The organism is Polaromonas sp. (assembly GCF_016185115.1).
In the GTDB taxonomy this organism is placed as follows: domain Bacteria; phylum Pseudomonadota; class Gammaproteobacteria; order Burkholderiales; family Burkholderiaceae_C; genus Polaromonas.
In genome coordinates this window covers 53,043-76,824 of record NZ_JACPOF010000015.1, presented here as the reverse complement: position 1 = coordinate 76,824, position 23,782 = coordinate 53,043, and the positions used below count along the sequence as shown (strand labels likewise).

At 60.6% G+C, this 23,782-nt stretch carries 21 protein-coding genes; 4 read left to right on the top strand and 17 right to left on the bottom strand.

Annotated elements, in window-relative coordinates:
• Nucleotides 1-175: 175 nt before the first annotated feature.
• The 4 genes from pyrC to htpX all read left to right on the top strand — a co-directional run bounded on the left by pyrC (nucleotide 176) and on the right by htpX (nucleotide 3,800).
• Complete coding sequence (gene pyrC / locus HYX42_RS06830) at nucleotides 176-1,258, top strand: dihydroorotase (RefSeq protein ID WP_293401208.1); 1,083 nt, start codon at nucleotides 176-178, stop codon at nucleotides 1,256-1,258.
• A complete protein-coding gene (locus HYX42_RS06825) occupies nucleotides 1,258-2,034 on the top strand; it encodes an NYN domain-containing protein (protein WP_293401206.1) in 777 nt (258 codons plus the stop codon). The genes pyrC and HYX42_RS06825 overlap by 1 nt, the downstream gene beginning before the upstream one ends.
• 83 nt (nucleotides 2,035-2,117) lie before the next feature.
• Nucleotides 2,118-2,789, top strand: coding sequence for a DUF3025 domain-containing protein (locus HYX42_RS06820; RefSeq protein WP_293401204.1), 672 nt, complete (start codon nucleotides 2,118-2,120; stop codon nucleotides 2,787-2,789).
• Nucleotides 2,790-2,915: 126 nt separating this feature from the next.
• Nucleotides 2,916-3,800 carry a protease HtpX gene (gene htpX, locus HYX42_RS06815; protein ID WP_293401202.1) on the top strand — a complete coding sequence of 295 codons (885 nt, stop codon included), beginning with the start codon at nucleotides 2,916-2,918 and terminating at the stop codon, nucleotides 3,798-3,800.
• A gap of 176 nt (nucleotides 3,801-3,976) precedes the next feature.
• Here the strand turns inward: htpX and HYX42_RS06810 are convergent, their stop codons facing one another.
• The 17 genes from HYX42_RS06810 to HYX42_RS06730 all read right to left on the bottom strand — a co-directional run bounded on the left by HYX42_RS06810 (nucleotide 3,977) and on the right by HYX42_RS06730 (nucleotide 23,777).
• Nucleotides 3,977-4,762, bottom strand: a complete 786-nt coding sequence (locus tag HYX42_RS06810) for an enoyl-CoA hydratase (RefSeq protein WP_293401200.1) — start codon at nucleotides 4,760-4,762, stop codon at nucleotides 3,977-3,979.
• A 155-nt stretch (nucleotides 4,763-4,917) separates the two neighbouring features.
• Nucleotides 4,918-5,757, bottom strand: coding sequence for a thioesterase family protein (locus HYX42_RS06805; RefSeq protein WP_293401198.1), 840 nt, complete (start codon nucleotides 5,755-5,757; stop codon nucleotides 4,918-4,920).
• Between the two features lie 28 nt (nucleotides 5,758-5,785).
• Entirely contained in the window at nucleotides 5,786-6,676 is an 891-nt protein-coding gene (locus HYX42_RS06800) for an alpha/beta fold hydrolase (RefSeq protein WP_293401196.1), read from the bottom strand.
• A gap of 225 nt (nucleotides 6,677-6,901) precedes the next feature.
• Nucleotides 6,902-8,101, bottom strand: a complete 1,200-nt coding sequence (locus HYX42_RS06795; RefSeq protein WP_293401194.1) for an acetyl-CoA C-acyltransferase — start codon at nucleotides 8,099-8,101, stop codon at nucleotides 6,902-6,904.
• Nucleotides 8,102-8,150: 49 nt separating this feature from the next.
• The gene (locus HYX42_RS06790) at nucleotides 8,151-8,654 is read right to left on the bottom strand and encodes a DUF4442 domain-containing protein (RefSeq protein ID WP_293401192.1); all 504 of its coding nucleotides are present in this window, start codon (nucleotides 8,652-8,654) and stop codon (nucleotides 8,151-8,153) included.
• A 2-nt stretch (nucleotides 8,655-8,656) separates the two neighbouring features.
• Nucleotides 8,657-11,071, bottom strand: coding sequence for a 3-hydroxyacyl-CoA dehydrogenase/enoyl-CoA hydratase family protein (locus HYX42_RS06785; protein ID WP_293401190.1), 2,415 nt, complete (start codon nucleotides 11,069-11,071; stop codon nucleotides 8,657-8,659).
• 396 nt (nucleotides 11,072-11,467) lie between these two features.
• The gene (locus HYX42_RS06780) at nucleotides 11,468-13,264 is read right to left on the bottom strand and encodes an acyl-CoA dehydrogenase C-terminal domain-containing protein (RefSeq protein WP_293401188.1); all 1,797 of its coding nucleotides are present in this window, start codon (nucleotides 13,262-13,264) and stop codon (nucleotides 11,468-11,470) included.
• 7 nt (nucleotides 13,265-13,271) lie between these two features.
• A complete protein-coding gene (locus HYX42_RS06775; protein ID WP_293402412.1) occupies nucleotides 13,272-13,913 on the bottom strand; it encodes a TetR/AcrR family transcriptional regulator in 642 nt (213 codons plus the stop codon).
• Nucleotides 13,914-14,179: 266 nt separating this feature from the next.
• Nucleotides 14,180-15,043, bottom strand: a complete 864-nt coding sequence (locus HYX42_RS06770; protein WP_293401186.1) for a fumarylacetoacetate hydrolase family protein — start codon at nucleotides 15,041-15,043, stop codon at nucleotides 14,180-14,182.
• 95 nt (nucleotides 15,044-15,138) lie between these two features.
• On the bottom strand, nucleotides 15,139-15,789 hold the full coding sequence (gene slmA, locus HYX42_RS06765) for a nucleoid occlusion factor SlmA (protein ID WP_293401184.1): 651 nt from the start codon (nucleotides 15,787-15,789) through the stop codon (nucleotides 15,139-15,141).
• Nucleotides 15,790-15,980: 191 nt separating this feature from the next.
• On the bottom strand, nucleotides 15,981-17,420 hold the full coding sequence (locus HYX42_RS06760) for a sensor histidine kinase (RefSeq protein WP_293402410.1): 1,440 nt from the start codon (nucleotides 17,418-17,420) through the stop codon (nucleotides 15,981-15,983).
• A gap of 111 nt (nucleotides 17,421-17,531) precedes the next feature.
• Nucleotides 17,532-18,230, bottom strand: a complete 699-nt coding sequence (locus HYX42_RS06755; protein WP_293401182.1) for a response regulator transcription factor — start codon at nucleotides 18,228-18,230, stop codon at nucleotides 17,532-17,534.
• Between the two features lie 102 nt (nucleotides 18,231-18,332).
• Nucleotides 18,333-19,229: an acetylglutamate kinase gene (argB, locus tag HYX42_RS06750; protein ID WP_293401180.1), complete on the bottom strand. Its 897-nt coding sequence runs from the start codon at nucleotides 19,227-19,229 to the stop codon at nucleotides 18,333-18,335.
• 53 nt (nucleotides 19,230-19,282) lie between these two features.
• Entirely contained in the window at nucleotides 19,283-20,242 is a 960-nt protein-coding gene (locus tag HYX42_RS06745; protein ID WP_293401178.1) for an SDR family oxidoreductase, read from the bottom strand.
• Nucleotides 20,239-21,393, bottom strand: a complete 1,155-nt coding sequence (locus HYX42_RS06740) for a glycosyltransferase family 4 protein (protein ID WP_293401176.1) — start codon at nucleotides 21,391-21,393, stop codon at nucleotides 20,239-20,241. The genes HYX42_RS06745 and HYX42_RS06740 overlap by 4 nt, the downstream gene beginning before the upstream one ends.
• A gap of 46 nt (nucleotides 21,394-21,439) precedes the next feature.
• On the bottom strand, nucleotides 21,440-22,717 hold the full coding sequence (gene tviB / locus HYX42_RS06735) for a Vi polysaccharide biosynthesis UDP-N-acetylglucosamine C-6 dehydrogenase TviB (RefSeq protein ID WP_293401174.1): 1,278 nt from the start codon (nucleotides 22,715-22,717) through the stop codon (nucleotides 21,440-21,442).
• A 13-nt stretch (nucleotides 22,718-22,730) separates the two neighbouring features.
• On the bottom strand, nucleotides 22,731-23,777 hold the full coding sequence (locus tag HYX42_RS06730; RefSeq protein ID WP_293401172.1) for an NAD-dependent epimerase/dehydratase family protein: 1,047 nt from the start codon (nucleotides 23,775-23,777) through the stop codon (nucleotides 22,731-22,733).
• Nucleotides 23,778-23,782: the final 5 nt, after the last annotated feature.

The window sequence follows — 23,782 nt, the reverse complement described above, 5'->3', positions numbered from 1 at the left end:
GTGCGGCCGGCGATGGTGACGCCTGTGCAGCCTTTTTGTGGCTGGCCAGCGATGGTAACTGCTGGCCAGCCAGCCCTGCATCAGGGCTTTCCTTAGGCGGGCGGCCACCGCGCACAGCGGCGATCAGCGGTCCATGTACATGCGCTGCAAATGAGACAATTGAAGGATGAATTCCATGACCACATCGACCTCTGTTACTGCACCCGCCCCGTCACGTGCCGCCCTGACCATCACACGTCCGGACGACTGGCATTTGCATGTGCGCGACGGCGACGCGCTCAATACAGTGGTTCCGCACACTGCCGCCCAATTTGGCCGCGCGATCATCATGCCGAACCTGCGGCCGCCCGTGACTACCGCGGCACAGGCTGTTGCCTACCGTGAGCGCATACAGGCCGCTGTGCCGAAGGGCGCGAAGTTCGAGCCGCTGATGACCCTCTATCTCACCGACAACATGCCGCCGGATGAGATCAGGCGCGCCAGAGAGGCCGGTGTGGTCGCACTCAAGCTCTACCCGGCAGGCGCCACCACCAACAGCGATGCCGGTGTGACCGACATGCGCAAGGCCTGGAAGACGCTGGAGGCCATGCAGAAGGAAGGTCTGCTCTTGCTGGTTCACGGCGAGGTAACGAGTGCCGACATCGACCTGTTTGACCGTGAAGCCGTGTTCATAGACACGCAACTCATCCCGCTGCGCAAGGACTTCCCCGAACTGAAAATCGTCTTCGAGCACATCACGACCAAAGAAGCCACGGTGTATGTGCGCGATGCCGACCGCTTCACCGCTGCCACCATCACGGCGCACCACCTGCTTTACAACCGCAACGCGATCTTCACCGGCGGCATTCGTCCGCACTACTACTGCCTGCCGGTACTCAAGCGAGAAACCCACCGTGTCGCACTGGTTGAAGCCGCCACCAGCGGCAGCAACAAGTTCTTCCTGGGCACCGACAGCGCGCCGCACCCCGCACATTTGAAAGAGCACGCGACGGGCTGCGCAGGTTGCTACACCTCGCACGCCGCGATGGAACTGTATGCCGAAGCCTTTGAGGCCGCCGGTGCGCTCGACAAGCTCGAAGCTTTTGCAAGTTTTAACGGCCCGGCCTTCTACGGCCTGCCGCGCAACAAAGGCACCATCACGCTGAAAAAGGAAAGCTGGACCCCGCCTGAGAGCTATCCATTCGGCGACGCGGAGCTCAAGCCGCTGAGGTCGGGTGAAAGCCTGGCCTGGAAGCTGACCGTTACCGGAGAAGGTTGATGGAACGCAAACCACGGGTGGCCCTGCTCATTGATGCCGACAATTCTCCGGCGTCCAAGATCGACCTGATCCTCAACGAGTTGTCCACCTTTGGCGAGACGAATATCCGGCGCGCTTACGGCAACTGGAAGAAGAACGAGCTGAAGGGCTGGGAAGAGGCGTTGCATGAGCATGCCATCCGGCCCATGCAGCAATTTGATTACAGCAAAGGCAAAAACGCCAGTGACATGGCCATGGTGATTGATGCACTGGAACTGCTTTACACAGACCGTCCCGATGCATTCGGCATTGTCTCGTCGGACGCGGATTTCACGCCGCTGGTGATGCATCTGCGCGCCAAGGGTGCGGCTGTGTATGGTTTTGGCGCACAGAAAACGCCCGAGCCTTTTGTCAACGCATGCTCGCGCTTTCTTTATCTTGACAAGCTGCGGCCGATTGCTGGTACAGACACGCAACCTGGCAGCCGTGAAGAAGCGGAGGCCGTCGCTGCCACACCCCTTCGCGCGACACCGGCGCAACTCAAGCAGGACGCCCGGCTGGTCTCACTGCTGCGTAATGCCGTGCAGGCGGCCGCCAACGATGAAGGGTGGGCGCGCGTTGGGGCGGTGGGTACGCAGATCGCAAATCAGGCCTCGTTTGATCACCGGAACTACGGTTACGCCACCTTGACCAAATTACTCGTAGCCACGCAGCTTTTTGAGATCGTGGATGAAGGCAAGTCCACTGTCATGGTTCGCGATAAAAGACAGCCGCGCCAGAGCGCAAAAAGCGGATGAATGCCTGCGCACCTGCTGAAAATTTCCTTGTAGACTGGACCTGTCCGTGGCTTGCGCCCCTGCGCGATACGGGGCAAAAAGTCATGAGTGAAGTGGCACACGGCGCTGACCTGCATCAGGCCTTGAGCCGACATACTGCGTTCAGGCGATTTGTTCCGCAATCTGCCCTGCCCTCCGGCACCGCCTACGAACAATTCATCTTCGACACCGGCACAGTCCCCACACGCGCCAACGCGCATGACTTCTTCAACGGCCTGTGCTGGATCACTTTCCCGCAGACCAAAAAGAGACTCAACGAGCTGCAGGCGGCCGAGATTGCCAAAGCCGGTGTGCAGAATAGTCGCGGCCCTGTGCGGGACGCACTGACGCTGTTCGACGAGAACGCAGCCTTCCTGCTGGCGCCGCAGGCCATCTGGGACGCGCTGGAGGCGCGTGACTGGAAGCGCCTGTTCGTTGATTTACGACCCCTCTGGGCAGAAGCGCAACTGGTGCTCTTTGGCCATGCCCTGCTTGAAAAGCTGCTCAACCCCAGAAAACCCATCACCGCCCACGTCTACCAGGCATCTCCGGCGGGCGGCTCGATCCCTGAACTTGACGCCTGGGTGGCGGCCAGCCTAAGCGCCGATAGGCTGGCAGGAAAACCTTTTCTGCCTTTGCCGGTGCTGGGCGTGCCGGGCTGGTGGCCGGAGAACGAGAACTTTTCCTTTTATGATGACTCTTTCGTATTCAGGCCGCGCACGCAAAACAACCCGTAAAAATGTTGTGCGGCAGCTGTAGCAGCCGCTTGATTTGGGTGTGCCCTCCCCCATTTAAGCGGTGACGCGGCTTTTGACGGCCTTCGCCGGCGTCGTTTAATTAAAGTGTTTCCACACGGAGAACCCATGAAACGCATTTTTCTGTTTGTACTGACCAACCTTGCTGTGGTTGTGGTGCTGGGCATTGTGGCCAGCCTGCTGGGCGTCAACCGCTACCTCACGCCGCAAGGCCTGAACCTCGGCATGCTGCTGGGTTTTGCCGCCGTGATCGGTTTTGGCGGCGCAATCATTTCGCTGCTGATCAGCAAGCCTGTCGCCAAGTGGAGTTCAGGCGTGCGCCTGATCAATGAGCCGCAAAACGCCGACGAAGCCTGGATTGTGGAGACCGTTCGCAAGCTGGCCACCACCGCCAACATCGGCATGCCCGAAGTCGGCATCTTTGAAGGTGCGCCGAATGCCTTTGCCACGGGCGCCTTCAAGAACTCGGCACTGGTCGCCGTCTCGACCGGCCTGCTGCAAGGCATGACGCGCGAGGAGATCGAGGCAGTGCTGGGCCACGAAATCGCCCACGTTGCCAACGGCGACATGGTGACCATGACGCTGATTCAGGGCGTGATGAACACCTTTGTGGTGTTCCTGAGCCGCGTGATCGGCTACGCGGTGGACAGCTTTTTGCGGCGCGGCAGCGACAACAATTCCGGCCCCGGCATAGGCTACTACATCAGCACCATCGTGCTGGACATCGTGCTCGGCTTCGCCGCCGCGATTGTGGTCGCCTGGTTTTCGCGCCACCGCGAGTTCCGCGCTGATGCAGGCGCGGCCAGCCTGATGGGCAGGAAGCAGCCCATGATCAATGCCCTGGCGCGCCTTGGCGGCATGGTGCCCGGCGAGTTGCCCAAGACGATTCAGGCCATGGGGATTACCGGCGGGATTGGCAAGCTGTTTTCTACGCACCCTCCCATTGAGGAGCGGATTGCAGCTTTGCAGAATGCCCAGCCCGGGCAGGTTTGAGATTCAACCAGCCTGAGTTGAGGTAGTAGCCCTTCACTGGCAAGCCGGGCAACCCCCGGCCTCTGCGTGAAGGTCGACACAAACCGCTGTACGCAGGCTCCGTCAACCCGCAATCCCATTCAAACAAAAGCGGGGAAAAATCCCGGATCAGGTCCGGGATGACAGGCAGGCTTGTTTCAGAGTGCAGAGAAATCGGGCTTGCGCTTGCCGAGGAAAGCCGTGAACGCTTCCTTCGCTGCCGGCTCCGTCAGCATTCGGCCAAAGCTGGCTGCTTCTTCCATCATGCGTTCGGCGACGACGCCAGCATTGCCCTTTTTCATCAGGCGCTTGGTTTCAATCAGCGAGCTCATGGGTTTGGACGCCAGCTTGCGCGCCTGCTGTTGCGCGAGTGCATTTGCCTCGCCCGGCGGCACGATGCGATTGATGAGGCCCATCTCGAGCGCGCTTTCAACACGGAAGGGCTCCCCCAGCAACAGCGCCTCGGCTGCACGCGGGTAGCCCATGAGCTGCGGCACCAGAAAGCTGGAAGCCGCTTCAGGGCAGAGACCAAGGTTGACAAAAGGCAATGAGAACGCGGCGTTGTCGCCTGCGTAAATCAGATCGCAATGCAGGAGCATGGTGGTGCCTATGCCGACCGCCGGGCCGCAGACTGCGGCGACCACTGGCTTGCTGAAACTGCTGATGCCGCGCAGGAAGCGGAACACCGGCGCATCTTGCTTCGAAGGCGGCTTGTTCAGAAAGTCGCTGATGTCGTTGCCGGCAGAGAAAATGGTTTCATGACCCTGGATGACAAAGGCGCGCACGCTGCTGTCGTGCTGGGCCGCCTCGATGGCATCGGCCATGGCCGCATACATGTCGGCTGTCAGCGAATTTTTCTTGTCAAGGCGGTTGATGGTCAGCGTCATCACACCGGCTTCGATGCTGGTGAGGATTTCGGGAATGGTATTGAGCGTAGCGGTCATGTTGTCTCGATTAAAGATTGGGAAACGATTTCTGGATTTTCGCCGAAGCAAGGTTTTCGCAAGCAGAGCCGCAGAACCGGCTACGCCGGGCTGCAGGCGAACGGCCCCCTCGGGGGGCAGGAAGCTACACGCAGTGAGCGACCGTGGGGGCTCATCTACTCTTTGAAGTAGACAAGTTGATGGCTCGTGACCAGCAATGTGCCTGCCTCGCTCCACAGCTGCGCAGCCTGGTCAAAAAAGCCGTGGCGGAACGCCTGGCCCTGGCCTTGCGCCAGCACATAGCCGGTGCCGACTTCCTTCAGTTGCGCGGTGCTGGCATGAAAGTAGGTGGTCATGGACACTGTACCGCCCGGCACCCGCAAGGGACGGCGCAGCCAGATGCGCGGGTAAAACACATCGGCCATGGCGGCGATGGAGGTGAAGTCCAGCGCACGCGGCACGTCGTCGCGCACCCAGATTTGGGTCACGCTGTCGGGCGAGCGTTTTTCGTCGCCGTGCCAGTCTGTCGGAATGGCACCGCGTGCAAAGCGCATTTCATAGCGATTGAGCCATTCCATCGCGCCGCGCATGTCGGCGCGCGGCACATCCTGCGGCTTCGCCACCTGAGGCATGGGCATGTCGTTCAGGTGCCAGGTGTCGCGGCGCAGCGCGGTCATGGCAGTGGCCGTCATCGCCACCTGTTCATGGCCCTGTGCATCGGGCTGGCTCAGGCTGATGACCCAGTGCTGGGTCGAACGATTGGTGCGCACCGGCGTGGCGGTGATGTTGAACGCGCCCTCGCTGGTGGCGGCTGCGTAGTTGACGGTGAGCGACACCGGCTCCCCCAGCAAGGCAGGGTGCTGCAGCACGGCCTGCAGTGCCGTCGCAGCAGTCGAGCCGCCAAAGGGGCCGACCATGTTCCAGTAAGCGGGGCTGGTGTGGCCCATAAAAGTGTCGGGCCTGTCTGCGCCCGCAGGTTCAAGCGCAAGCGCCTGGTCAAAAGGATGTTTGGTCATGCGCTTGAGTTTGCCCTGAACTGCGCGATCAGACAGTCGTATTCGTGACGCCTGAAGGCGGTAGTTTCGCCATGTCGCCCAGTATCTTCAGGCTGCGCGGCCACAGGGTGCTGCTGAACTGCTCGCGAAAGAAGCCGAAGTGCCCGATGCGTTTGGCCTGCACGTCAGCAGGCGCAATCTGCTCAACGCTGCGCGGCGCGTTGGCGTACAGGTTGATCAGGTTGTGCGTGCCGCGCAGGGTCATGAGCTCATCGTCGGTGATGGACAGCGCGCGTACGGGAAAGCCGACGCGGCCGTAGCTCTGGCGTGCGCCCCCGCCTTCTGCGCCCACGCTGTAGTGCGGGTTCAGGCACCAGCGACGCCACTGAAGCATCACACCGGCAGGCAGGTCGCCGACTTTTTTAAGCCTGCGGCCAGGGAAATAGCCGAACAGCCGGGTTGCGACCGGAACCAGCACGTACCAGAAATAGAGAATCAACCGCCTGAGCTGCGGTGCGTTGTCGCGCCAGTAGCCGCTGCCCGCTGCCACGCTCAGCAGGCCGTTGACCCTGTGCTGGTTGGTGAGGAGCCCGGGAAGTTGTGCGCCCAGGCTGTGGCCCAGAAGATAAAGCGGCGCATCGGGCAAGGCAGCCTTGGCGTCGTCAATGACGGCTGCGTAATCGGCAGCCCAGTCAAACAGATTCGCCCTGAAGCCCCGCAGGCCGCCATGAGCGGTGTCAGGCAAGGAATCGCCGGAGCCACGGTAGTCAAAGGTCGTGACCCGAAAGCCCTGGCGACACAGCCACTGCGCAAACGCGGCGTAGTAGTCCTGCCGCACACCCATCGCACCGCCTATGACCACGCTGGCGTGGCTGTCGGCACTGTCGTAGACCTTCAGCGACAAGCTTGCGCCTGATGTCATCAATGTCCGGGTCTGCATCGCGTCTCCAGTACTATTTTTAACTTCCATTTACTATCATTTTGATAGCTCTTCACGCGCTTGTCTAAAGGGCTGGAGGCCGATTTGATGCCCGAAAAGCCGGTATTTAAGGCATTTTTTGACTTTAAAACCGGTTTTCTGGCTGCTGCAAGGCAAAAAGTTAACTTCCATATTAACTTTATTAAGCTGGAACTTAACTTTTCCCGTTCCAGCGCCCTGCAAGGCTTAAACGCGTTCGAAGATGCCGGCTGCACCCTGGCCCATACCGACACACATGGTCACCATGCCGTACTTGAGCTGATGACGGTGCAGCGCGTGGATCACTGTGGCCGCGCGGATCGCACCGGTCGCGCCCAGCGGGTGACCCAGCGCGATGGCGCCGCCCATACGGTTGACCTTGCTGGCGTCGAGCTTGAGCGTGTTGATGACGGCGAGCGACTGGGCGGCAAACGCCTCGTTCAATTCAAACCAGTCGATGTCCTGTTGCTGCAGGCCGGCGTAGCGCAGCGCAGCGGGAATCGCTTCAATCGGGCCAATGCCCATGATCTCGGGCGGCACGCCCTTGGCGGCGTAGCTGACAAAACGCGCAAGCGGTTTCAGGCCGAAGTCCTTCACGGCCTTCTCACTGGCCAGCACCAGTGCGCCGGCGCCGTCGGACGTCTGTGAGCTGTTCCCGGCTGTGACTGAACCGCGCGCCGCGAACACGGTCTTGAGTTTGGCCAGTCCTTCGAGCGAAGTGTCGGGGCGCGGGCCTTCGTCGAGGTTGACGGTGCGGGTCTTGCTGACAACTTCACCTGTTTCCAGATTCGCCGTGCGGTCGGTCACTTCGACGGGTGTGATCTCTGCCGTGAACTCGCCGGCCTGTTGCGCCTTCATGGCTTTCTGGTGCGACTCCAGTGCGAACTGGTCCTGCGCCTCGCGGCTGACCTTCCACTGCTGCGCGACCTTCTCGGCCGTCAGGCCCATGCCGTAGGCGATGCCGACGTTCTCGTCATTCATGAACATGTTGGGCGACAGCGAAGGTGAGTTGCCCGACATGGGCACCATGCTCATGCTTTCGGTACCTGCAGCAATCATGACGTCAGCCTCACCCACACGAATGCGGTCCGCCGCCATCTGTATGGCCGACAGGCCGGACGCACAGAAGCGGTTGACGGTGATGCCACCCACACTGGTCGGCAGGCCGGCGAGCACGGCGCCAATGCGCGCCACATTCAGGCCCTGCGGGCCTTCCGGAATCGCACAGCCGCAGATGATGTCTTCAATCGCCTTGGGGTCGAGCGAAGGCACCTGCGCCAGCGCCGCCTGCAAAGCTTTCACCAGCAGGTCGTCGGGCCGCATATTGCGGAAATAACCCCGACCCGAGCGCCCGATGGGCGTGCGCGTGGCGGCAACGATATAGGCTTCCTGGACTTGTTTGGCCATGATGTGTTCCTTGGGATTTCGGTTACTTCGTTTGCTCTGTCTGAGCTGTCTATTCGTTTCGAGGGCCGGATGGAATCCAGGCCCATACAAATTCGCACTCGACCGGGTTGATGCCGGCCTCGTCTGTCACGGTGACCTGCACTGTCACTTCACCCTTGTCGCTGGCCGCCATGGCCGCGCGCTGCTCGGGTGTGAGCGTGGCGACAGCGCGCAAACCACCGGTAGCGCGTTTTTTGAACGCCATCCTCATTTCCTTGGCCAGCGGAATGCAGTCGTCACGCACATTCATGCCCACCACCATGCCTGTCGCGGTTTCAGCCAGCAGGTTCATGGCCGAGGCGTGCACACCACCGATGTGGTTCTGCACCTTCTTGACGTTGTCGATGGCGATCTCTGTGCGCTCCTGCGACATCTCGACAAAGCGCAGGCCTGCGGTACCGGTAAACGGCACGGCGCGGCGCAGCACAACGCTACGGAACCAGGTGCGTGCAAAAGCCGGCACTTCTTCCAGGCGCTCGAGTTGCCGCTCCAGGCGGTTGGGTGGGTGTTGCATGTTCAGTTGCGGACAGGCTTGCCCGTGCTCATCATTCCCATGATCCGCTCTTGCGTTTTTGGGTTTTCAAGCAGTGAACAGAAGGCCTTGCGCTCCAGCGTCATCAAATATTCTTCGGTCACCATGGTGCCGGCATCGACATCACCGCCGCACACCACGTTGGCGATCAGGCTGGCGATGTGGAAGTCGTGTGCGCTGATAAAACCGCCGTCGCGCATGTTGACCAACTGCCCCTTGATGGTGGCGAGGCCACTGCGGCCCACCACCGGGAACTGGCGCTTGTGCGGTGCGCGGTAGCCGGAGTTGAACATCGCGCGCGCCTCGTTCATGGCCACGAACAGAAGCTCGTCCTTGTTCGGCACGATGATGTCGCTGTCGAGCAGGTAGCCGATCTTGCGGCTCTCAATGGCGCTGGTGCCGACCTTTGCCATGGCTGCAGCGGTGAAGCCTTCAGTCAGGAAGGGCAGCATGTCCTTGTTGGTGGATGTCGTGGCATTTTCTGCAGCACGGCGGGCGATGTAGGCCAGGCCGCCCGCGCCGGGCACCAGGCCCACGCCGACTTCAACCAGGCCGATATAGCTTTCCATCGCGGCGACGCGTTTGGCCGAGTACACCGCCATCTCGCAACCACCGCCCAGCGCCAGGCCGCGCACTGCCGCCACCACCGGCACGGTCGAATAGCGCAGCTTGAGCATGACCTGCTGCAGCTCGGCCTCAATGCCTTCGATCATCTTTACGCCGCCCGCCATGAAGGCCGGCAGCATGCCCTGCAGGTCGGCGCCCGCAGAGAACATCTCGTCGTTGGACCAGATGACCACACCCTTGTAATCCTTCTCGGCCAGGTCGACTGCCATCGCCAGGCCTTCGGCCACGTCGGGGCTGATGGCGTGCATCTTGGTCTTGATGCTGGCAATCAGCACATCATCATTCGGCGCTGGCAGCGTCCAGAGGCGGATGGCATCGTCTTCATGCAGCGTGGTGCCGGCTGTGGCGAAGTCCGCAGCTTTTGAACCCAGCACGTCTTCGGGGAAAAACTGGCGTTCGTACACCGGCAACTGGCGGCGGGGAATGAATTTTTTGGCCGATGCGCTCCATGAGCCTTCAGCGGTATGCACGCCGCCGGCATCGGCCACCGGGCCCTTGAACACCCAGTCGGGCAGCGGCGCTTTGGAGATCGCCTTGCCAGAATCAATGTCTTCCCTGATCCATTCGGCGACCTGCTTCCAGCCGGCCTGTTGCCAGAGTTCAAACGGCCCCTGCTTCGAACCAAAGCCCCAGCGCATGGCGAAGTCGATGTCGCGTGCCGTTTCGGCAATGCTTTCAAGATGCACGGCAGCGTAATGAAACTGGTCACGCAGGATGGCCCACAGGAAGCGCGCTTCGGCGCCCTCGGCTTCTCGCAGCAGCTTGAGGCGTTCCCCCGCAGGCTTTTTCAGCATGCGGCCGACGACATCATTCGCCTTGGCGCCACCGGCCACGTACTCCATGGACTCCGGGTCGAGCCGCATGATGTCGCGGCCAATCTTCTTGTAAAAACCTGCGCCTGTCTTCTGGCCCAGGTTTTTGGACTCCAGCAGTTTGGCGAGCACGGGAGGTGTGCCGTACATGTCCGAGAACGGGTCAGGCGTTTTGTCCGGGCCGAGGTTGTCCTGCAGCGTCTTGACGACGTGTGCCATGGTGTCCAGACCCACCACGTCCGCCGTGCGGAAGGTGCCGGAGCTGGCGCGGCCCAGCTTCTTGCCGGTCAGGTCGTCGACCACGTCGTAGGTCAGGCCGAAAGCTTCAGTCTGTTTGATGATGGCCAGCATGCCGGCGATGCCAACGCGGTTGGCGATGAAGTTGGGCGTGTCGTGCGCACGGATGACGCCCTTGCCGAGTGCGCTGGTGACAAAGGCTTCCAGGTCGTCAAGTACTTTGGGCTCGGTGGTCGGTGTGTTGATCAGCTCGACCAGCGTCATGTAGCGCGGCGGGTTGAAGAAGTGGATGCCGCAAAAACGCGGCTTGATGGATTCGGGCAGCGCCTCGCTGAGTTTGGTGATCGACAGGCCCGAGGTGTTGCTGGCCACGATGGCGCCTTCGGCAATAAAGGGCGCGATCTTGTGATACAGGTCGGTCTTCCAGTCCATGCGCTCGGCAATGGCCTCGATGATGAGGTCGCACTCCTTGAGCACATCCATGTTCTCTTCATAGTTGGCCTGCTGGATCAGCGCCGCATCTTCAGGCACACCCAGCGGTGCAGGCTTGAGCTTTTTCAGGCCCTCGACCGCCTTGATGACGATGCCGTTCTTCGGGCCTTCCTTTGCGGGCAGGTCGAACAGCACCACAGGCACCTTGAGGTTGACCAGATGCGCGGCAATCTGCGCGCCCATGACGCCAGCGCCCAAAACGGCGACTTTTTTTACCTGAAAACGTGACATGTTCTATTCCTTGTCATTAACGTATCTGTCGGACCCTGCCAGTGGCAGCGTGGAACCGGCTTCGCCGGGCCACAGCTGCCGCCCCTGGAAGGGGGGTCGCGCCTACACGAAGTGAGACGCAGGCGGGGTGTAAGGGCCTGCTCGCACTATTTTCAGGAGTGCGAACGCGGTGAAAACAGCGCCAATCAAGGCGCGCGACGACGGCAAGGCTCTTGCCTTGCCTAGGAGTGCAACGCCGAGTGGCGCTGTTTTCACCCCGTTCCCTACGGGTTGTGATCAAAAAGGCCGTGCGCGGCGTTGCAAAGCCTTGATGGGGTCTACCCCATCTGCGTTTTGCGCCTTGCTCACAGCCTTTTTGACTCACAACGCATCTCCTGAAAATAGTGCGAGCAGGCCCTAAGCCAATGCTTCGTCGGTTTCCATCAGCGACTTGCTGCCAGCGCGCGCAGTACGCATCAGCGTCGCGGTCTCGGGGAAGAGCTTGGCGAAATAAAAGCGCGCGGTCTGCAGTTTTGCAACGTAGAACTTGTCGGTGTTGCCGGCAGCGATTTCACGCAGCGCTGTTTGTGCCATGCGGGCCCAGAAATAACCGAACACCAGGTGGCCGGCCACCCGCAGGTAATCGACGGCTGCGGCGCCCACTTCATCGGGGTTCTGGAAACCCTTGAAGCCGAGTTCGGTTGTGAACTTGGTCATCTGGTCCGCCAGATAGGCCAGCGGGTTGATGAACTCGGCCATCTTTTCATTGACGCCTTCTTCCGCGATCAGCGCGCCGATTACCTTGCCGAATTTCTTCAGTGTGGCGCCGTTGTTGCCCAGTATCTTGCGGCCTAACAGGTCCAGCGACTGGATGGTGTTGGTGCCTTCATAGATCATGTTGATGCGGTTGTCGCGCACAAACTGCTCCATGCCCCATTCCTTGATGAAGCCGTGGCCGCCGAAAACCTGCATGCAGGCGTTGGTGGCGATGTGGCCGTTGTCGGTCAGGAAGGCCTTGACGATGGGTGTGAGCAGCGCAACGATTTCTGCGGAGTCCTTGCGCACTTGCTCATCAGGGTGATGCAGTTCCTTGTCGAGCAGCACGGTGCAATAAATGGCGAGCGCGCGGCCGCCTTCGGCATAGGCCTTGGCGGTGAGCAGCATCTTGCGCACATCGGGGTGCACGATGATGGGATCGGCTGGTTTGTCTTTGGCTTTTACGCCGGAGAGCGAACGCATCTGGATGCGATCCTTCGCGTAGGCCAGCGCATTCTGGTAAGCCACTTCAGTCAGGCCGAGTGACTGGTTGCCCACGCCGAGGCGGGCCGCGTTCATCATCACAAACATTGCAGCCAGCCCTTTGTTGGGCGCGCCCACCATGGTGCCGACGGCGTCTTCGAGCACCATCTGCGCTGTGGCATTGCCGTGAATGCCCATCTTGTGTTCGAGGCCGCCGCAGTAAATGCCGTTGCGCGAGCCGATGGAGCCGTCAGCGGCCACATTGAACTTGGGCACGGCAAACAGGCTGATGCCCTTGCTGCCCTGCGGCGCGTCCGGCAGGCGTGCCAGCACCAGGTGCACGATGTTGTCGGCCATGTCGTGTTCACCGGCACTGATGAAGATCTTGTTGCCGGTGAGTTTGTAAGTGCCATCGGGCTGTGGTTCGGCTTTGGTTCTAAGCATGCCGAGGTCGGTGCCGCAATGCGGCTCGGTCAGGCACATGGTGCCGGTCCATTCACCGCTTGTGAGCTTGGGCAGGTAGAGTTTTTTCTGCTCGTCCGTGCCGTGCGCATGCAGGGCTTCGTAAGCACCATGCGAGAGGCCTGGGTACATGGTCCAGGCCTGGTTGGCCGAGTTCAGCATTTCGTAGAGGCACTGGTTCATCACAAAAGGCAGGCCCTGGCCGCCATATTCCGGGTCGCAGCTCAGTGCGGCCCAGCCGCCTTCAACATACTGTTTGTAGGCGTCCTTGAAACCCGTGGGTGGTGTGACTTCATGCGTGGTCTTGTCCAGCTTGCAGCCCTCTTCATCACCACTGATGTTCAGCGGAAAAGTGACCTGCGAGGCGAACTTGCCGGCTTCCTCAAGCACCGCATTGATGGTGTCGACGTCAACGTCGGCATGCTTTGGCATGGCCTTGAATTCATCGGTGACCTTGAACACCTCGTGCATGACAAATTGCATGTCGCGAAGCGGTGGGTTGTAGATGGGCATTGCTGAATTACTCCTTGGAGGCTTTGGTTGATTTTCTGGCGGCAATAGAGGACACAACGGCCTCGTTGCCATAACGTTTGATGATGTTGGCGAAACCTGCGTTGGCGCGGTCCATGGAACCGGGCGTCTTGAGGAAGCGGGCCTCGTAATGCAGCGCGAGGATGAGGCCGTGAATCTCAAAAGCCATCTGGTGCTCTTCGGCGTCGGCGCGAAGGTGACCGGTTTCCTTGGCCTGTACAACAGCACGGTACATGGCTGCCAGCCAGGTTTGGACGGAGCCGGCGAGTGCATCACGCACCGGGCCAGGCCGGTCGTCAAATTCCACAGCGCCGCCTATGTAAAGGCAACCTGAATCGATTTCGGTGGATGTACGCACCATCCAGTTCTGGAACAGCGCCTGCAAACGTGGCAGGCCACGCGGCTGGCGGAGCGCGGGGTAAAAAACCTCTTCTTCAAACCGCGTGTGGTACTCACGGATGACGGAAATCTGCAGTTCTTCACGCGAGCCGAAGTGGGCAAACACGCCCGACTTGCTCATGTGCATGACCTCTGCCAGCGCGCCAATGCTCAGGCCTTCCAGGCCTATCTGTGTCGCCAGACCCAAGGCCGCATCAACAATCGCGGCCTTGGTTTGCTGGCCCTTGTGCATGGCAGGGGCGCCGGACTGCACTTCACGGCCACCCAGGGTGTCCTTTGACGGGCGGGCGGCTTTGGCAGATAAGTCAGTGACGGACATGGCATCCAGACATGAAAGGAATAAAACGAACGGTCGTTCTATTTTGCAGCAAATTGCTGTCCGTCAAGTCATTTACTTAAACAAAGCAGGATTTATAGGGTCTGCGCTCTAGGTGAGTCGCGGGTTAACCCTTGGACAACCATGGGCTGCTGCCCATGGCTTTTGGGGACTGTCTTGTCTTAAAGCTTGAAAGGCACGACCAGCTGGCGCTGGTCACCAAGGCCGCTGATGCCGGCCGTCATCACGTCGCCCTTTTTCAGGAAGATGGGCGCAGATTTGCCATCCTTCTTCTTGCCCATGCCGACGCCAGGTGGCGTGCCGGTGGTGATGATGTCACCGGGTTCCAGCGTCATGAACTGGCTGACGTAGCTCACGAGTTTGGCCACGCTGAAAATCATGGTCTTGGTCGAACCGCTCTGCATGCGCTCGCCGTTGAGGTCCAGCCACATGTCCAGCTTTTGCGGGTTGGGCACTTCATCGCTGGTCACCAGCCACGGGCCGATGGGGCCGAAGGTATCGCACCCTTTGCCCTTGTCCCAGGTGCCGCCGCGCTCGATCTGGAACTCCCGCTCGCTCACATCGTTAATAACGCAATAACCGGCAACGTGGCTCAGGGCGTCTTTCTGCGAAACATAACGGGCGCGCGTACCTATGACCAGGCCGAGTTCGATTTCCCAGTCACCCTTGACCGAGCCCTTGGGCAGCATGACGTTGTCGTCCGGGCCCTGGATGCAGCTGGTGGGCTTCATGAAAATCACGGGCTCTTTGGGCAGCGGAAGACCGGCCTCGGCTGCGTGGTCTGCGTAGTTCAGGCCTATGGCCACGAACTTGCGCGAACCGGTGACGGGGCAACCCATGCGCGGCGAGCCCTTGACCAGCGGCAGCTTGTCGGTCTTGATCTTGCGCAGTTTGGCAAGAGATGCCGCGCTCAGCTCGGCCGGCCCGAAGTCCTTGACATGTGCGCTGAGGTCACGCAGCTTGCCTTCGGTATCAATCAGGCCTGGTTTTTCTTTTCCGGGGTTGCCATAGCGAACGAGTTTCATGGTGCTTCCTTGGTTTTATTGATGAATCTGGAGTATGGACGAGAGCGCGGATCACAAAGCGGTCACCGGCAGGCACCGGCAACCCCGACATGAACTCAGGACAGGATGATGGCGAGGCTGGCGTCCAGATGCTCGGACGGCAGGCGCTTGAAGCCTGAACGAGCAAAGCGCTGCAGGCGGCCAACCATGAAGGACACGATGACAGAAGCACGCACCTGGGCATCAACCGTCGGGGTGGCGGCACCGCTGGCCGTGGCCGCATCACGCAGGCTCTGCTTGAGGCTGGATTCCAGTTTGTCGAAAAACTGGTTCATGCGTTCCTGCAGGCGATCGTTCTCAAATACAAGTGCATCACCAACCATGACACGGGTCATGCCGGGGTTCTTTTCGCCAAATTGCAGGACCATCACCACCAGCTTGCGGGTGCGCAGGGCATGATCGGCCTCACGCTCGCCGATCTGGTTGACCAAGGTAAAAACGCTTTGCTCTATGAACTCGATGAGGCCCTCAAACATCTGGGCCTTGCTGGCGAAGTGACGGTAGAGTGCGGCCTCACTTACTTCGAGCCTCGCCGCCAGCGCCGATGTGGTGATGCGCTCTGCACCCGGCTGTTCCAGCATGGTGGCCAGCGCCTCCAGGATCTGGACCCTGCGCTCACCCGGCTTGGGCCTTTTGCGAACCGGCGCGTCGGCTGCGGCGGACGGGGCATCAGGACTCTGTTCGGCATCGAGCGTCAGGTCGGACATATGGGCGTTCGGGTTGAGGGAGTTTGTTTCAAAAAACCGGGTATCGTTTCAATTCATTCTCGCACAGCGCCCTCTGGATTCCCCCCGGGAGGCACCCCGGTCTGGCCTGGGCCGTGGGGTAAAAAGAACAACCAGGCAGTTCAAGGTCAGGCGCAAAACCGCAAGGCAGGCCAGCCATGCCCACTTTTGGCTTACAGCCGAAGGCGCACCCTCAGCCCACCGACACCTTCGGGGCCGTGGCCGGCGTCATCAAGCTCGAGCTGGGAGTGGTGCACCCGGGCGATTTCATCGGCAATCGCCAGGCCCAAACCATTGCCTTCACCGACCGTACCCAGGACCCGGTAGAAACGCTGCAATGCCCTGGCGCGCTCTTCCGCTGCGATTCCAGGACCATCGTCCTCCACTTCCAGAAAGACGCCAAACGAGCGATTGGCAGACTCTTGCGCCATGGCACTGCGGGAGTCCAGCGTGCCGCAGCGGATCGTGACAGTGCCGCCGGCAGGCGTGTATTTGACGGCGTTGTCCACCAGGTTGTTGAGCAACTCGCGCAGCAGCCACTCGTAGGCGCTGGCCTGGGCCGGCTTTGCATCAAGGCCGAGGTCAATGCCTTTGGCCGTGGCTGCATCCAGGTGCAGCGGCAGGATGGACTCGCACAAATCCTTGAGGTCCACCCGCTGCATGGGCTGCGCCGCGGCCGTGGACGCATCGGCCCGGGACAGCGCCAGCAACTGATTGGCCAGTTGGGAGGTACGCCGGGTGGCAGCCCGCAAACGCAGTATCTTGTCCGCGGGCAAGGTCACCGCAGCATTGCCTGCACCCGCCCCTTTGCCCTGGGCGGCACGCGCCTGTTGCGCCCAGGCTTCAACCTGGGCCTGCAAACCCGCCAGCGGTGTACGCAGCTGGTGCGCAGCATCAGCCACAAACCGGCGCTGGCCCTCAGCCTGCGCATTGACCAGCCCGAACAGCCGGTTGAGGGCGCTGACCAGCGGCTGCACTTCCACCGGCGTGGCCTGCGGATCGATGGCGCTGAGGTCGCGGGGGCTGCGCCGCTCGACCGCATCCGTGAGTTCAATCAGGGGCCTGAGCGCGCGAGTGACAGCCCAGTTCACGGCAAAACCGGCAACGATGACCAGCACCAGGTTGGGCAGCAAGACCTTGAGCCACACCGATCTCACCCACTGCTGGCGAGCGTCCGATCCGTCTGCGAGCTGGAGAATCAGTTCACCAGCTGCGGTTTCCACACGCTGGGCGACAAGGCGGTAGGTGATGCCGTCCTCCTCGACGCTCTGGAATTCGGGCTCATAGGTTGCGGGAACAACCCCGGCAATCCAACCCTCGCCAATCAGAAAACCCCCGGCCGAGTCCGAAATGCGGAAACCTGCGGAACCGGCACGGCTCTTCATGAAGTCCTCGACCTCGGGCGCCAGCAGCAGAAGCGGCACGCCCTCCTGCGCCGACCCCGGCGCAAGGACGGAATCAGCAAGCAGGGGAATCAGTCGACGCAGCTGCTGGTCTTTCTGCAAAGCCACATTGCCCGCGGTCTGGTAGTCGAAATAAACGCTGACCAGCGCAAAAATGCCCAGGGGGAGCAGCAACAGCAGCAACAGGCGCCGCTGCAGCCCGGACTTCATGGCGGTGGGCACCATGCTGCTGCCGGTCGCGAGAATTCGCGCGCTGAAAAATTGCTGAAGACGGCTGGCCCAGGAGCCACGGGATGAGCTCATGGGAGCCTTGGGTGGAACCTATTCAGCGCCGGTGGTGACTGACGGCAAGGGCTCCACCAGTTCCAGGCGGTAACCAAAACCACGGATCGAACGCACTGCAATGCCACAGGGTTCCAGCTTGCCGCGCAGGCGCGAGATATACACCTCTATGGCGTTCGGCGTGATTTCCTTGTCCCAGCCTGTCAGGGCCTGCAGCAGCTTGTCCTTGCTGGCCGGCTTGGGCGCGTTGATGAGGAGGTACTCCATCACCGTCCATTCGCGCGGACCCAGTTCCATCAGTTGACCATTGGCGCGGGCCTCGCGCCTGGCCGAGTCCAGTTCAAGCGCACCAAAACTCAGAATGGCGCTTGTAGCGGCCTGCGAGCGACGAAGCAGGGCGCGCAGGCGTGCCAGCAATTCAGGCAATTCAAACGGCTTGACCATGTAGTCGTCAGCACCAAGGTCCAGCCCCTGGACGCGGTCCTGCAGGGCATCACGCGCCGTCAATATGAGCACCGGCATGGTCAGCCCGCTGGTGCGAAGCCGCCGGGTGAGTTCCAGCCCGTCGATTTTGGGCAGGCCGATGTCGATGATGGCGGCGTCAAAGGATTCCTTGAGCATGACCTCTTCGGCACGCTCCGCGCTGCCCACCCAGTCCACGGCATAACCCGCATCGGTCAGGCCCAGCTTGATGCCACTGGCCACCATCACATCGTCTTCAACCAGAAGGAGTCGCATAGTGCGTGAGCATAGGGGTTGCGGGGCCGCGCCTTACTCGGGAATACACCAGCCGGATCAGGCCCGACAGGCAAATGTCAGAAATGCCGGCCGCCTGCTCTCTCAATGGGAGCGGATCATGGTGCCGAAGGCCTGCTCGGTCAGGATTTCAAGCAGCATGGCGTGCGGTACGCGGCCGTCAATGATGTGGACCGAATTGACACCACTTTTGGCGGCGTCCAGCGCGCCGGCGATCTTGGGCAGCATGCCGCCGGAGATGGTGCCGTCGGCAAAAAGATCATCAATCTCGCGAGCGGTCAGGTCGGTGAGGAGGTTGCCCGCCTTGTCAAGCACGCCCGGGGTGTTGGTCAGCAGCACAAGCTTTTCGGCCTTCAGCACCGTCGCCAGTTTGCCCGCCACCACATCGGCATTGATGTTGTAGCTTTCATTCTGCTCGCCAAACCCGATGGGGCTGATGACGGGAATGAAGGCGTCGTCCTGCAGGGCCTTCACCACGCTGGGGTCAATGGCCACGATGTCACCGACGAAACCCACGTCATGTTCCCTGGAGGGGTCCTTGTTGTCCACCATCTTGAGCTTCTGTGCGCGGATCAGGCCGCCGTCGCGCCCGGTCAGGCCCACAGCCTTGCCACCGGCCTGATTGATCAGGCCCACGATGTCCTGCTGAACCTGCCCTGCCAGAACCCACTCCACAACTTCCATGGTTTCTTCGTCAGTGACCCGCATACCCTGGATGAACTCGCCCTTTTTACCCAGGCGATTGAGCGCAGTTTCAATCTGCGGCCCGCCGCCGTGCACGACAACCGGGTTGATGCCGACCAGCTTGAGCAGCACCACGTCTTCGGCGAAGTCCGCCTGCAGTGCGGGGTCCGTCATGGCATTGCCACCGTATTTGATGACCATGGTCTTGCCGTGGAACTTGCGGATATAAGGCAGGGCCTGCGCCAGGATTTCCGCCTTGTCGCGCGGGCCTATGTGGGAGAGGTCGGGTTCGGTCATGGTGGTGAATTGAAAAGGTTGAATCAGGTTTCCTGAACATTGTGCCGGAAGGCTCAATCCCCGCGGTCAGGCAGGTGACGGGCAGCCATGACCAGGCCCGCATCCACAGAAACGGGAGGCGTCCAGCCAAGCAATACCCTGTTTTTGCTGATATCCGCCTGCAGCGAGCCACACAAACGCTGCGCGACATCTCCCTTGCCGATCAGCCCGGCCGCTACCTTGAGAAAAATCGCAGGAACGGGCACCAGAAAGGCCCGCGTGCCAAGAGCGCTTGCAGTTCGCCGGAGAAGGTCAGGCGTCGACAGGTCTTCTCCGTCGCTGGCCAGAAACACCTGCCCGGATGCCGCAGGATGGTCCATGCAGACGGCAATCAGATCAACAAGGTTATCCAGCGCAACCATGCTGCGCCTGTTACGGATGGCCCCAAGCGGCAGGGGTACACCTTTCTTAAGCCAGCGCATCATGGACAGAAAGTTGGCACCGACGCCAGGGCCATAGACCAGCACGGGACGGATGATGACCACCTCCATGCCCGTGGCTGCAGAAAGTGCCAGCAATCCGGTTTCAGCCTCGTATTTGGAAATCCCGTAGGCATCCTGCGGCGCGGGCGTGTCGTCTGCAGTAAACGGCTTCCCGGGGGATGTCGTTTCGCCGTTGACCTTGATGGAGCTCACGAAGACAAAACGCCGCACGCCCGCTGCGGCCGCCTGCCGGGCGAGTGCCAGGGTACCTTCGACATTGACGCGTCTGAACTCAGCCAGCGGATCCAGTACCTTGTCCTGCATGACGTGTACCCGCGCCGCGAGATGAACCACGGTATCGATGCCGTGCAGGGCTCCTGTCCAGTCGGTGTCCGGACCGAGACTCCCAACCTGAACAGAATCAACGCCCGGAGTCGCGGGTTGAACAGAGCGAAAAGCGGCACGTACGTCACGGCCGGCCGCACGCAGGGCAATCGTCAAATGACGGCCAACAAAACCCGAAGCGCCCGTGATCAGCACAGTACGATTCATGGTGCGCACATTTCCCGGTATACGGCGAGTGTTTGACCTGCCACATAAGCTTCGGAGAATTCCTCTTCAACCATCCGGCGGCCTTTTTTCCCCATGCTTGCCCTGAGTGCGGAATCGGCCAGCAAACGCTCGATAGCCAGCGCCAGCGCAGTCGCGTCGCGCAAAGGCACCAGCAAGCCGTTTTCCCCATGACGCACAATTTCACGGCAACCCGGCGCGTCGGTGGCGACCAGCGGCAGGCCGCAGGCTGCTGCTTCAAGCAGCACCTTGGGCAAGCCTTCCCTGTACGAAGGCAGGCAGACGATATGCGCCTGGGCAAAAGCACCCGGCATGTCCTCACACCGGCCCCAACACTCGGCCACACCACTGTCATGCCAAAGCTTGAGCTGCTCATCCGGGATGGACGCCGGATTGTCAGGATCGCCATCGCCCACCAGTACAAAACGTGCATGAACCCCGCGGTCGCGCAGCTGCCTGGCAGCCTCCACAAACTCCCCGACGCCCTTGTCCCACAGCATGCGCGAAGCCAGCATCACGACGGGAATGCCGTCCGGCTCGGGCGCAGGATGGAAACGCTGCGTATCCACACCAGAGCCCCGTATCAGCCGCACACGCGAAGCCTGCACCAGGCCCCCGGATACCATCAGGTTAACGTCGTCCGGATTTTGAAGAATCAGCACATTGCGCCCGGCGTTGAGCAACACGCGGAAAACACGCGACACGACAGCCCTGAGCCATCCGGCAGAACGGCTGCTGGAGGTAAAAAGAAAGCCCATGCCCGCCATCGCATTCACGACGGCCGGCCTGCGGAGCAACAGAGCTGCAACTGATCCGTAAAGCACTGGCTTGAGTGCCACGTGGTGAACTATGTCAGGACGCTCTTGCCAGTAGATCCGGACGATCTCCATCACTGCGGCCAGTTCCTGCAGGGGATTGCGGCTACGCCGGCTCAGGCTCAGGGGGACGACCCGGAAACCTTCGGCGGCTATCTGCTCGCCACGCCGATCAACGCGCGTGGCAACCACGACCTCATAACCTGCCGCCAGCGCAGCACGTGCGGGCGGCAAGCGGTGGGAACAGAAGTACCAGTCTTCCGTGACAAAAAACAGCAGCTTCCTGCGCCTGCCCGATTTTGTTTCAGGGCCGCTCATGACTCGGTAGTCCCGTATGCAGCGGGGGGAATGAAGCCTGACAACTTTACAGGCGCAGATCGACGGCGTCGGCTGCCAGCACGTATTTCAGGTCATACAGCACGTGCACAGACTTGCCCAAGGCGTGAATGCCTTCGGCACCCATGGCGCGGAACTCGTTGTGCGCAACAGCCAGAATGATGCCGTCATAGGTACCCGGTTGCGGCTTCTCGATGGGCGTGATGCCGTATTCATGCACAGACTCTTCTGCAGAAATCCATGGATCGTAGATATCCACCTGGCAGTTGTACTCCCCGAGTTCTGCAACGATATCGACCACACGGGTATTGCGCAGGTCCGGGCAGTTCTCCTTGAAGGCCAGGCCCATGACCAATATACGGGCACCATCAACCTGGATTCGTTTCCTGGTCATCGCCTTGACGAGCTGTGCCACGGCATAACCGCCCATGGCGTCGTTGAGCCGCCTGCCAGCCAGGATGATTTCCGGGTGATAGCCGAGCGCTTGTGCCTTGTGGGTCAGGTAGTAGGGATCGACGCCTATGCAATGGCCACCGACCAGACCCGGGCGGAATGGCAGGAAATTCCATTTGGTTCCGGCCGCCTTGAGCACGGCTTCGGTATCAATGCCCATCTTGTTGAAGATCATGGCCAGCTCATTGATGAGCGCTATGTTCAGGTCACGCTGGGTGTTTTCAATCACCTTGGCAGCCTCGGCGACCTTGATGCTGGGTGCCTTGTGGGTGCCTGCGACGATGATCTCGTTGTACAGCGCGTCGACCACCTCGGCAATCTCCGGCGTTGAACCAGAGGTGACCTTCCTGATGGTGGTCACGCGGTGTTCCTTGTCTCCGGGGTTGATGCGCTCGGGGCTGTAGCCCGCATAGAAATCGCGGTTGAACTTGAGGCCGGAGAATTTTTCGAGCACCGGCACACAGTCTTCTTCGGTAGCGCCGGGATAAACAGTCGATTCGTAAATCACGATATCTCCGGCCTTGAGCACCTTGCCTATCGTTTCGCTGGCCTTGATGAGGGGGGTCAGGTCGGGACGTTTATGCTCGTCGATGGGCGTGGGCACGGTCACGATGAAGACATTGCACTTGCGCAGTTGCTCGGGGTCCGTCGAAAACGACAGGTGGACGGCCGCACTCAGTTCCTCGGGTTCGGTTTCTAGCGTATGGTCCTCGCCCGACTGAAGCTCGGCGATACGCCTGGCATTGATGTCAAAACCGACGACAGGACGCTTTTTGCCAAATTCCACGGCCAGCGGCAACCCGACGTAGCCAAGACCAACGATGGCGAGTTTTAGTTTGGAGTTTTCGTTCATAAAGAGGACGGTATCAGGATGAAGGTGCAAGAGATGGCAGGTCACGGACATACCAGTCCATGGCGTCTTTCATGCCGAGAGAAATGGTGTGGCTGGGTTCATACCCCAGCAGTGACCTGGCCTTGTCGATCGCAGCAAGCGAATGGCGGACATCCCCCGCGCGAAAGTCCCGGTATTTTGGTTCATCCACTTGCAACCCGGGCAAATGCCGCTGGAGTTCGGACCTGATGAGCCGGTGCAAGTCATTGAGGGTGGTGCGATCACCCACCGCAACGTTGTAAACCTGGTTCAATGCATCGGCATTATCCGTTGTCGCAGCGAGCAGGTTGGCCTGGACAGCGTTGGCCACAAAGCAGAAGTCGCGGCTGGTTTCACCGTCCCCATTGATAAACACCGGTTCACCCTTGTGCATGGCCGCAATCCATTTGGGAATAACCGCAGCGTAAGCCCCATCAGGATTCTGATGTGGACCAAAAATATTGAAGTAGCGCAGGCCTATGGTGTTGAGGCCGTAACAGCGGGCAAACACCTCGGCATAGAGCTCATTGACCAGCTTGGTCACAGCGTAAGGCGAGAGCGGTTTTCCGATGCGGTCCTCTATTTTTGGCAAGGCCGGATGATCCCCATAGGTCGAACTGGATGCGGCGTAGACAAAACGCTGTATGCCGGCATCTCTCGTGGCGACCAGCATGTTGAGGAACCCGTCAATATTGGCGCGATTTGTCCGGATCGGATCCTCCAGAGATCTGGGCACGGACCCCAAAGCGGCCTGGTGCAATACGGCCTGTGCACCCTTGACGGCTTCGTGGCAGGTAGCCACGTCACATATATCGCCCTCCATGAACCGGAAGTTCTTCCAGCGTTCGGCTCCCACTGCAGCTTCAATCTGCTTGAGATTTTCACGCCGCCCGGTCGCAAAATTGTCCAGCCCAACCACCTCCTGGTCGAGCATTAGCAGGGCCTCGAGCAGGTTACAGCCAATGAAGCCGGCCACACCAGTGACAAGCCAGCGGCGCGGAACGGCTGCAAGGCTGAGTTTGAGGGATTCGTATGCAGTCATGTCGG